Genomic DNA, 2,939 nt, shown 5'->3' on the forward strand with positions numbered 1-2,939 from the left:
ACAGAAAGGTTATTGCAACTATCGAACGTCTGTCTCGAATTTATCCTTCTGAAGTCATGAAAGAGATGATTTATCTGGATGCCGTTTCCGAAGAAGACTTAAAAGATCAGACAAAAATGATGTCTTGGCTGGACACCCTGAATGTACGCATTCAGGAGCTGAAGTTAGCTGGCCGCGAGATGAGTTTTGAGCTGTTTGAAGATCGCGAGCATCAGGTGTGGTTGCCCAAAGTTACCATCGTTTCCCATGGTGTGCCGACCGAATACACCTGGAATGTCGACTTCTTTGGCTCGGGTGATTACGGTTCGATCAAAAGTCTCGGAGCCAAGCTACAGGGATTACTGGAAGAGTCCGCATTCATCCAGAAAGGTGAGCGGAAAAAGGCGGTAGAAACCTTTGAGGAAGGTCTGGATTGGCTGATGTCAGAGTCTACCAAACGTCACAACATTCAGCGCTATAAAGGTCTGGGTGAGATGAACCCCGAGCAGCTTTGGGAAACCACGATGGATCCGGACGTGCGAAGGATGCTTAAGGTGACCATTGAAGATGCTATTGCTGCTGACCAGATCTTCAATACACTGATGGGAGATCAGGTTGAGCCTCGTAGAGACTTTATTGAGTCTAATGCTTTGAACGTGGCTAACCTTGATATTTAATACCCCATAGTTGCACTCAGGGTCCTTAGACAAAGCGGCTCTGAGCGCAATCAATTAACCCTCTTTCGGGCAAATAAAGTTATGCTGCACCGTTGATACATCAGCAGTATACTTGAGGCCTCCGATTCAACAGTTGACAGACATGTACCATTCAGTAATTCGTGCAGAACTCGAAGAAGCCCAACAGCTTCTGGAGCGCTTTCTTAATGATGAAACCTGTATTGATGCTATAGATCGTGCTGCGAGCCTGCTGGCCGAGGCCTTTAAGCAGGGTGGAAAGGTTATTTCCTGTGGTAACGGAGGCTCTCATTGCGATGCTATGCACTTTGCTGAAGAACTGACTGGCCGCTATCGTGATAACCGTCCTGCTTACCCGGCGATTGCCATCTCTGATGTCAGTCACCTCTCTTGTGTCTCCAATGATTACGGTTATGAGTATGTGTTCTCGCGTTATCTGGAAGGCGTTGGCTTTGAGGGCGATGTCCTGTTCGGGCTCAGTACCAGTGGTAACTCTGTCAATATCCTGAAAGCGGTTGAAGCGGCCCGGAAAAAAGGGATGAAAGTGATTCTTCTGACGGGTAAGGATGGTGGAAAAATGGAAGGTCTGGCGGATGTAGAGATCAGGGTGCCCCACTTCGGATACGCTGACCGAATCCAGGAAATTCACATCAAAGCCATTCATATCATGATTCAACTGATCGAGAAGTACATGGCTTCCTCTTAGTGATTTGATGGCAAGCCAACATCTTCATCACCTGTTATCCGGTGATGAATGATGTCTGAGCTTAAGCCCCTTCCGATTTCCCATTCATGTTATCCAGTGTATTGGAAATCCAGTCCCGAGCTTCATTATTAATCTCCAGCGCCGTCCTGTCTTTGGTTTCTATGACTGTTCCTATATGAAGCTGAATGGTCCCGGGCTTTTTTAGAAAACTGTTCATAGGCCAGCAAGCAGCGGCATTATGGGCAATGGGCAGTACATTAACCCCAGCCTTTCGTGCCAGATTGACACCGCCTCTTGAGAACTTGCCTAGCTGGCCATTAGGATTACGAGTACCTTCTGGAAAAATCAAAACCCAACGACCGTCGTGCAAAGCTGAAGTACCCTGTTCTACTACATCGTTTAATGCGGCCCTTGGATCATTACGATTAATGGCGATAGGTTTAATGAGTCTGATGGCCCAGCCAAAGAATGGAATTTTCAATAGCTCTTTCTTAAGAACCGGAGCCTGAGGGCTAAAGAGCGTCTGCAGGAAAAACGTTTCCCAAGTGCTTTGGTGATTACTGATCATGACGCATGGGATGTCAGTAATGTTTTCTTTTCCATGTACTTCATACTTTATCCCACAGATAAATCTGGCCAGTCCCATAGCGATAATCGCCCAGTACTTCACCAGTATGTTGTGGCGTCTGTTCATGGGAACGAGAGGAGCAACAAAAACCATTACCATGGACCAGAAAACAGTAAAAATGGTCAGCAGGAAATAAAATAAAGCTGTTCTTATGGATTGAACGACGAGTGACATTTAAAACCTATTGTGTTTATCCTTGAAGACTGATCTGTGACTGTCCGATAATGAAGCGAGTAAAAGCGGCCAAGTCTTCAAACACTGGCACATTATCAAGACCTTCCCCTTTATTTAGCGTTCTGACGCCCTTGCCGGTTTTTACCAGAGCTACCTTACATCCCACTGCTTGCCCTGCCTCAAGATCTCTTAGAGAGTCCCCGACGACCCAGGCAGATGATGCAGGAATGTTTAGAGTTTCTTCGATCTGTTCAATCATCCCCGGAAGAGGCTTTCTGCAACAACATTGATCGTCAGGGCCATGGGGACAGTATTGAATGCAGTCAATCTTGCCACCTTCTGAAACCACCAGATCGAGCATTTTTTGATGCATGGCCTTGAGGGTTTCTTCAGTAAAGTAACCTCTGGCAAGGCCCGACTGGTTGGTTGCAATGGCGATGGAATACCCTGCCCTGCTGAGCCTGGCTATAGCTTCAATGCTGCCAGGCAGAGGAATCCACTCATCTACCGAACGAATGTAGTGGTCAGAGTCTTTATTAATGACTCCGTCGCGGTCAAGAATGATCAGTTTGCTCATAATTTCAGAAAGCAGGTTTGATACCTGAAACATTGGAAAATATTGGTTTTTGCTCGAATTGATGAAAGCTGGCTCAGTGATTCAGTTCCGAGAGTAGAACCAGTCATAAGCTATCAAATCCAGTGTGTTGACATCCTCTCGCCCCTGAAGGAGCGAGATTCCCGTTAGTCACCTAACAGG

At 46.6% G+C, this 2,939-nt stretch carries 3 protein-coding genes and 1 pseudogene; 2 read left to right on the forward strand and 2 right to left on the reverse strand.

What is annotated here, in order from left to right; translation table 11 throughout:
- Both gyrB and lpcA read left to right on the forward strand, forming a co-directional pair.
- Positions 1-656 (forward strand): annotated as a pseudogene (gyrB, locus tag KDK17_RS08540) (DNA gyrase subunit B); the annotation flags it as partial.
- Between the two features lie 142 nt (positions 657-798).
- Positions 799-1,380 (forward strand): D-sedoheptulose 7-phosphate isomerase, encoded by a 582-nt coding sequence (gene lpcA / locus KDK17_RS08545; RefSeq protein WP_257281912.1) that lies wholly within the window; start codon positions 799-801, stop codon positions 1,378-1,380.
- Between the two features lie 61 nt (positions 1,381-1,441).
- On the opposite strand, the gene KDK17_RS08550 is transcribed toward lpcA, so the two are convergent.
- Entirely contained in the window at positions 1,442-2,182 is a 741-nt protein-coding gene (locus KDK17_RS08550; RefSeq protein WP_257275076.1) for a 1-acyl-sn-glycerol-3-phosphate acyltransferase, read from the reverse strand.
- Between the two features lie 16 nt (positions 2,183-2,198).
- Positions 2,199-2,759: a D-glycero-beta-D-manno-heptose 1,7-bisphosphate 7-phosphatase gene (gene gmhB, locus KDK17_RS08555; RefSeq protein ID WP_257275077.1), complete on the reverse strand. Its 561-nt coding sequence runs from the start codon at positions 2,757-2,759 to the stop codon at positions 2,199-2,201.
- Between the last annotated feature and the right edge of the window lie 180 nt (positions 2,760-2,939).

It is taken from the genome of Endozoicomonas sp. SESOKO2, assembly GCF_024606245.1.
In the GTDB taxonomy this organism is placed as follows: domain Bacteria; phylum Pseudomonadota; class Gammaproteobacteria; order Pseudomonadales; family Endozoicomonadaceae; genus Endozoicomonas_A.

Excerpts from the sequence above, each read along its gene's own strand:
- lpcA (WP_257281912.1), top strand. The coding sequence starts at position 799 with ATGTACCATTCAGTAATTCGTGCAGAACTCGAAGAAGCCCAACAGCTT.
- KDK17_RS08550 (WP_257275076.1), bottom strand. The coding sequence starts at position 2,182 with ATGTCACTCGTCGTTCAATCCATAAGAACAGCTTTATTTTATTTCCTG.
- gmhB (WP_257275077.1), bottom strand. The coding sequence starts at position 2,759 with ATGAGCAAACTGATCATTCTTGACCGCGACGGAGTCATTAATAAAGAC.